Source organism: Desulfobaculum sp. (assembly GCF_054921475.1).
The window spans coordinates 1-6,778 of record NZ_JBUDSW010000208.1; the positions used below are offsets into that span (position 1 = coordinate 1).

The window sequence follows — 6,778 nt, forward strand, 5'->3', positions numbered from 1 at the left end:
GAGCGCCTGCGCAGCACCGCCCGCACCCTTGGCATTGAGCCGGTGCCGGGCGGAAGCGACTCGCAGGACCTCGACCGCATTCTGCAGGGCCTCGTCAACATCTACGGCTTTGAGCCTATGGAAGCCTTTGCCATGGTCTTCCCGGCCGTGCATTCCGAGGTGGCGGCCTACCACAAGGACCTGCAGGATGTGTACGCCTATTACCGCTGGTTCTTCCCGCCGTCCGCGCAGGGACCGGCGGCGGTCATCGCGCGGCATGGGCATGTGGTCATGGGCAGTGTGGACGCCCTTGGCCTGCGCCCGCTGTGGTTTGGCGAGTCCGACTATGATTATTTCCTGTCTTCGGAGAAGGGCGTTGTGGATATTGAGTTCAATGCCGCAGACCCCAAGCCCCTTGCTCCGGGCGAGAAGATCGCCATCATCTCCGGGCACGAGCGGCGCGGCGTGGTGCTGGATTATTCCGCCTACCAGCGCCGCCTTGCCAAGCTGATGACGGGCCGCAAGAAGGTGCTTGGCGCAGTGAGCGGCCTGTACGACGCCATTCCGCCGCAGAAGGACGCCATGCCGTCCCTGCGGGAGTTCCTTGGCCGCGGCGACAATGCCCGTACCGAGGACGACCTTGTGTCCACCAACGCCCTTGGGGCGCTGGGCTGGCAGAAGTACGACGTGGATATGCGCCAGAAGGTCGCCACCACGGGCCGTCCGGTTATCGGCTCCATGGGCCACATGGGCCCGCTGGCCTGCCTGAACGAGGACGCGCTGCCCTGCATTGCGGAGTATTTTAAGGAAAACGTGGCCGTGGTGACCAACCCCGCCATCGACCGCGAGCGCGAGGCGGACCATTTCTCCACGCGCGTCATCCTTGGCGACAGGCCGGATGCGGCGGGCGGCAAGTCGCCCTCGCCTGTGGGCTTGAGCCTGAGTACACCTTTGCTGCTGGGCGGTTGCTTCGGCGACGCCGTCTCCCATGCGGAAATGGCGGACATTGCCCACGCCTTTGGCACGCAGACCTTGGCCGAGGTGTTGGATTTCTTTAGTGCCCAGCGCCGCGACGCTTCGCGCTACCACGTCATGGACGCCACGTTTGATGCCAAGGGCGGCGGCCTGCGCCAGCGCCTCGATGCGCTCTGCGATGAGGCGTGCGAGGCCGTGCGCGGCGGGGCTGTTATCCTTGTGGTGGACGACGCCGCAACCTTTGAGGGTGGGCGCGTGTTTATCGACCCCGGCCTTGTGGTTGCCAGCCTTGGTCAGGCGCTGAGCAGCGCCGGACTGCGGCGCGACTGCTCCATCGTGGTGCGCAGCGCGGCCATCCGCAATCTGCATGACATCATGTTCCTGCTGGGCCTTGGCGCGGACGCGCTGAACCCGTACCTCATCTGGCGCATGGCCCGCGAGCACGCCACGGAATCCCGCCCGGCGGAGCTCGTTATCCGTGTGACCATGGACGTGTTGCAGAAGGGCATCGAGAAGGTCATGTCCACCATGGGCATTCATGAATTGTGCGGCTACGGACGCATTTTCTCGTCCATCGGCCTTGCTGATGACCTTGCTGACGTGTTTGGCTGCCCCAATTTCTGCTTTTCGGAGCGCAGGGGCTTGTCCTTTGCCCGTCTTGAGGCCATGGGCGCAATGCGTCTTGAGCGTGCAACGGCAACCGAGGACCGGCCCCTGTGGCGCGACCCTCGCCGCAACGTGAAGGTAGGCCGCATCCTGCGCGCCGCTGCGGAGGGGCGCTCCGGCTACCGCGAGATGGCCCAGAAGCTGCGCGACGTGGAGCGCGAATCTCCCGTTGCCCTGCGGCATTTGATGGACTTTCGTCCCAAGGCGGACCAGCCCGAATTGGCCATGAGCGATGTGGATATCACCTGCGGCGACCACGCCATGCCGCTGGTTATTCCGGCCATGTCTTTTGGCTCGCAGGGTGAGAACTCGTTCCGTACCTACGCCGAGGCCGCCAAGGAACTGAACATTGTGTGCATGAACGGCGAGGGCGGCGAAATTCCGGACATGATGGGACGCTACCGCAAAAACCGCGGTCAGCAGATTGCGTCCGGGCGCTTTGGCGTGTTTATGGACTTCCTCAACTCCGCCGATTTTCTGGAAATCAAGATCGGGCAGGGCGCCAAGCCCGGTGAGGGCGGCCACCTGCCGGGCCAGAAGGTGTCGGATATGGTGGGCGAGGCGCGCCACTGCAAGCCGGGAATCGCGCTGATTTCTCCGTCCAACCATCACGACATCTATTCAATTGAAGACCTTGCGCAGATTATTGCGGAGCTGAAAACCGCCAACCCCGGCGCGCGCATCAGCGTGAAGATACCCGTCACCAGCGGCGTGGGCACCATTGCCGTTGGCGTTGCCAAGGCCGGGGCGGACATTGTGAATGTGTCCGGCTTTGACGGCGGCACCGGCGCGGCCCGCGAGCATGCCAAGAAATACGTTGGCCTGCCCGCCGAGATTGGCGTCTCTCTTGCGCACCGCGCACTTGTGGAATCCGGCCTGCGCGAGCGCGTGGAGCTGTGGTGCGATGGCGGCATGCGCTCCGGCGCGGACGTTTTGAAGATGATTATGCTGGGTGCGGACCGTGTTGGGCTTGGTACTGTGGCGCTTATGGGCCTTGGCTGCATCAGTTGCCAACGGTGCCATTTGGACAAGTGCCCCAAGGGCATCTCCACCCAGCTGCGCACCAAAGAGCAAGCCGCCGAGCGCGGCGTGAAGGGCTTCACTCCCGTTCAGGTCGCGGCGGAGACGGGCAACCTTGTCCGCCTGCTGGGCTACATCGGCGAGGAAATGCGCTCCATTCTCGCCCGCCTTGGCGTGCGGCGCCTTGCCGACGTTGTGGGCCGTACGGACCTGCTGACGCAGGCCATGCTTGACGACGCGGTGGACCTGTCCTCCATTATCAATGCGCCGTGCGACGCCATCGCCAGCGCAGGGGCCGAGCCCGTGCGTACCACGCGAAAGCCCCTCGACTACCTGACGCGCCTTATCTCCGACATCGCCATGACATCCTTTGGCGAGGACGAGACCACCCGCGTGCGCTATACGGAGCAGGGCATCCGCAGTGTGGACCGCGCCGTGGGCACCTATCTGGCCGGCGCCATGAGCCGTGAATTCGGCCCGGGCACCGACCGCCACGCCTACCTGCGCTTTGATGCGTCCGTTCCGGGCAATGGCCTGTGCGCGTTTAACATTCCGGGCATTGACTGCATCGTGAATGGCGGAACGCAGGATGGAACGGCCAAGGGCTGCTTTGGCGGCAGCGTTGGCGTGTTTAAGGAAGCCAACTGGCAGGGCAAGCGCATTGATGGCTCCACGGGCAAGAGCTTTGCCTACGGCGCCATTGGCGGCACGCTGATGGTGCAGAATTATGCCGACTCGCGCGCGTGCGTGCGCCTGTCCGGCGCGGACGCCATCTTTGGCGCGCGCATTACCGCCCCGGTCAGCGACGAGAGCGGCAATCTGGCTTCCCGCGCGCATCTCAAGGGTTTTGCCTTTGAGTATATGACGGGCGGACGCGCTGTAGTCTTGGGCGACCCGGGACCGTGGATGTGCGCCGGTATGACTGGCGGCGTTATCTACCAGTGCCTGTATCCGGAATATGGCTTCACCAAAGCCTCCGTGGTGCGGCGCTTGGCTACGGGCGCGGATGTGGGCGTTATGCCCCTTGATGAAGCGGGATTGGACGATGTCCGTGAATTGCTGGAGCGATACATTCATGAACTGCGCAGCAGTTTTCAGGACGACGAGGCGGACGCTGTGCAGGAACTGCTGCGTGATGCATCCGAACGCTTTGTGGTTATCGCCCCAGCGCACAAAAATCCGCCCAAAGCCGAATGATGACGGTGCGGCCAAGATGAATTGGTAAAGAGATTGAACATTGTAGGACGGCCCCGGCATTGCTGGGGCCGTCTGTTTTGCGGGCGGGAAGAGCGGGGTTCTACTGGCGGAAGGCGCGGGCTTGCAGACGTTTTTGCCCTGTTATGAACAGCTTTATGATGCGCGGCCCCCGCGCGGGCTGCTGTGCTTCAATGCGCATCTGTAGTGCTACGCAATTAAATGCAAAATTATTTTAAAATAGTTGTTGACCCGGACGGACGTTTAATTATAAGTAGAACGACATTGAGAGGGCGATGGAACGGCAGCTACACGGTGTACTGCTACGCATCACCCGAGCTGGGTAACGGCTAAACAGTGACGACCCGGTGATTTTTTCCTTTTTTCTTTTCGGAGTTTTTTTCTTGTCTAAGAACATTTATGTCGGCAACCTGGCCTGGGGCGCATCTGATGAAGATCTTCATTCCCTCTTCTCCGAGTTCGGTGAAGTGCGGTCCGCACGCGTCATTCTCGATCGTGAGACCGGTCGCTCCCGCGGCTTCGGCTTTGTCGAAATGGATGATGACGACGGCGCTCTCCAGGCAATCGAGGCACTGAACGGTAACAACTTCATGGGCCGTGACCTCCGCGTCAACGAAGCCCAGCCCCGTGAGCGCCGCCCCCGCTACTAAGCGAGGAAATATACGGCATATCACGAAGCCCGCAGCGAAAGCTGCGGGCTTTTTTGCGTTCTGTGCCCAGGGGCCATGTGGCGAGGCGCGGTGGTGACGGTGGAGTGGGGAAGTGTGGGCTTATCGCCGCGCTGCGCTATGGTGGCGGTGATGATCGGGAGAAGCTGGTGTCGTGGGATGGTCTTTGCGGCGCGTTTCGTGGAGTACGAAGGGCGGTTGGTATTGCGGTGTGTGCAAGAGGCCACCGCGCATCGTGCCAGCCGCGCTGTTGTGCGATATTTGTTGTGCTGGGGGAGTGTTGTCCCGGGGCGTTGAGGTGTGGGGCTGGCGTGGGGTAGACTGCGCAGAGTGGCGCGTGTGCAGAAGGGAGGTGCTCCGCTGTGAAGCGATTTGCTTGGGTCCTGAGTCTTTGCGTCCTGTTTGCCGGGTGTCCTTATGCCATGGGGCAGACGCCAGAGTTGGCGGCGCGGTATGTGTCCGTTGCTCCGGTGATTGACGGCGCGCTTGATGAGGCGTGCTGGGACGCTGGGCTGTGGTCGGGGCAGTTTGTGGACCTTGTGGATGGCGCGCCGGGCTGGCTGGACTCGCGGTGCGCCGTGCTATGGGATGATGAGGCGTTGTACATTGCCTTTCGCTTTGCCGAGCCAAACGTGACCGCGCACATGACAGCGCGGGATGCCCCCATCTACCGCGAGAACGATGCGGAGCTCTTCATAGCTGGGCCTGACGCGTATTATGAATTTGAAATCAACGCCCGGGGCACCATTTATGAGGTGCTGTGGGTGTGGAACGACGCCTATGAACCGCACGGACGGCATGCCGCACTGGACCCGGCGGGACGGACCATGCGCCTGACCGGTATCGGCGACCATGTGCATCCGCGCGGGCTGCGCATTGGGTTTTTGGAGTGGGATTGGCCGGGGCTGACGGCGGCGGTGGCTGTGGATGGGACGCTCAACGATGCCTCGGATACGGACCGTGGGTGGACCGTGGAAGTCCGCGCGCCGTGGGCGGGGATGGCGGCGATTATGCCAGACTCGGCGCCAACGCCGCGCGAGGGTGATACGCTACGCGTGGACTGCTCACGCTTTCAGCACGTTGACGCGGACGGCCGCACACTCAGTCCCCCGGCGGGATGGGCACTGCGCGCGCATGGCGAGTATGACTCCCACATGCCGGAGCGCTTTGCCCGTGTGCGTCTTGTCCGGCAGTGATGCGGCTGGCGGAAGCGTCAGCTAGGAATCCAATCCTTGTCCTGTCCCCCTGCCGCAAGTGGACCTCCGCCTTTTCGCATGGGGGAGCAGTGCTGCTGCAAATCTCCTTGTGCAGACCTCCGACGTCTTGCGAGAATGACGCCCCTTGTGGGCAGGTGAAGCTCATCAGGCTGCGAAAAGACCTCACGCGGCAGCTTACGCCGGGGCATTCTTTCGCCTCCGTGGGCCTTCTCTGTTCTCTCGCTCACTCTACGCGACCATGGTCCACATCCTTTTCACACGGGGCGGTACTTTGCCGCAAATGCTCCGCGCGCATTATCCCGACTGCTTTCGCTGTGTCCGTCCTTCGGGCACAGCGCCTCCGTGTACGGATGATGCTCGGCAGTCAGCAAAAAGACTCCCCGCGGCGATTTGCGCCGGGGGCAACATTGTGCCTTCTCTGGCTCCCTTCGCTTCACCCTCTCCCTGAGCCTCACGCATCCCTGCGTTTACTCTGCCCCATCATTTGGCATCGGTTCCGGCAATGTCTCTGGCTCCGGGATGATGGACAGCAGTTTACGCAAGCGTTCCACGCGGCGGCGGTTGACGCCGAAGTCGTAGTACCCTGTGCGCGCGGCGGAGCGGATGTGTAGCAGGCCGTTTTCGGCGTCGTACAGGCATTCCAAGTCGTCGTGAAAGCCGAAAAATGCGCTGGTGAACACCGCATGCAGATAGGGGCCGGTTTGGTGTTCCACCCGGCTGCGCGGCAGGCTCCGCACGGCGGCTTCTACGCGCGCCATCACGTCGGCGACATCGCCGTCGATGCGGATGGGGGCGATGGCGTGCCCATCATCCATGGTGGAGCTGACGCAGTTGGGCGACCCCGGACAGGGGGACAGGCCTTCTACGCCGCCAAGGTTGTCCGGTGAAGAGGAGGAACACCCCGCTAGGGCGAGGCAGACAAGGGCCGCGAGTGGGAGAATGATATTATGTATGGACATGCCGCAAGAATACACGTTCCACACAGGCGTGAAAAGCCGCGAAAAAACAGGGCCGCCATGGCATATGCCACGGCGGCCC

The 6,778-nt window shown here is 62.6% G+C and carries 4 protein-coding genes; 3 read left to right on the plus strand and 1 reads right to left on the minus strand.

Going from position 1 to position 6,778, the window contains the following annotated elements:
* From ACY69P_RS12650 to ACY69P_RS12660, 3 genes are all read left to right on the plus strand, one after another.
* On the plus strand, positions 1-3,837 hold a 3,837-nt coding region (locus ACY69P_RS12650), incomplete at its 5' end, for a glutamate synthase-related protein (protein ID WP_462327731.1).
* A 401-nt stretch (positions 3,838-4,238) separates the two neighbouring features.
* The gene (locus tag ACY69P_RS12655; protein WP_404844808.1) at positions 4,239-4,505 is read left to right on the plus strand and encodes an RNA recognition motif domain-containing protein; all 267 of its coding nucleotides are present in this window, start codon (positions 4,239-4,241) and stop codon (positions 4,503-4,505) included.
* 440 nt (positions 4,506-4,945) lie between these two features.
* Positions 4,946-5,719, plus strand: coding sequence for a carbohydrate-binding family 9-like protein (locus ACY69P_RS12660; protein ID WP_462327732.1), 774 nt, complete (start codon positions 4,946-4,948; stop codon positions 5,717-5,719).
* Between the two features lie 488 nt (positions 5,720-6,207).
* Here the strand turns inward: ACY69P_RS12660 and ACY69P_RS12665 are convergent, their stop codons facing one another.
* Complete coding sequence (locus ACY69P_RS12665) at positions 6,208-6,699, minus strand: DUF1499 domain-containing protein (protein WP_462327733.1); 492 nt, start codon at positions 6,697-6,699, stop codon at positions 6,208-6,210.
* Between the last annotated feature and the right edge of the window lie 79 nt (positions 6,700-6,778).